The sequence below is a fragment of the Vibrio sp. 10N.261.52.A1 genome, assembly GCF_002876325.1.
GTDB lineage: Bacteria > Pseudomonadota > Gammaproteobacteria > Enterobacterales > Vibrionaceae > Vibrio > Vibrio chagasii.
The window spans coordinates 1-480 of record NZ_MCYD01000128.1; the positions used below are offsets into that span (position 1 = coordinate 1).

Consider the following 480-nt stretch of genomic DNA (forward strand, 5'->3'; position numbering starts at 1 on the left):
AGAGATAAAGGTGTGTAATTGTTTACGATTTCGTAACACTTTGTAAGATCGTTTTTAGCGCACTGTTCAAACGTTTCATTTCTTCGTCACATCCCTGACCATCAGGGTGGTAAATCTTTGATAGTTGTTTATATCTCACCTTAATACTTTTCTGATTAGGAATAGAGCTTGGCGTGTAGCCAAATAGTGCACAGGCTAACTGTAAATTGTTCGAACTTTTTTGGCCTTTTTGTTTCTTCAATTCGTTGAACATGGTCTGCAATTGACGTTTTTGCTGCTTAATGGCGCGGTTCTTCTCGCTCAGTTGCGCTTCGAGTGCCTGCTTCTGCGTTCCCAAGTCACTCGATTTCAGAATCTCTCTTTTTCGCGAGATCACCAAAGTCGCGCTGATACTCACGATAACAATCAGTAACGCCAATGCCGTACCAATCATATAGTCAGAGCCACTTAGGTTAGAGCTGAAGAGGTTAGAACTGGAGA

The 480-nt window shown here is 41.9% G+C and carries 1 pseudogene; it reads right to left on the reverse strand.

Going from position 1 to position 480, the window contains the following annotated elements:
• Nucleotides 1-22: 22 nt before the first annotated feature.
• A pseudogene (locus tag BCT81_RS01835) lies at nucleotides 23-480 on the reverse strand (hypothetical protein); the annotation flags it as partial.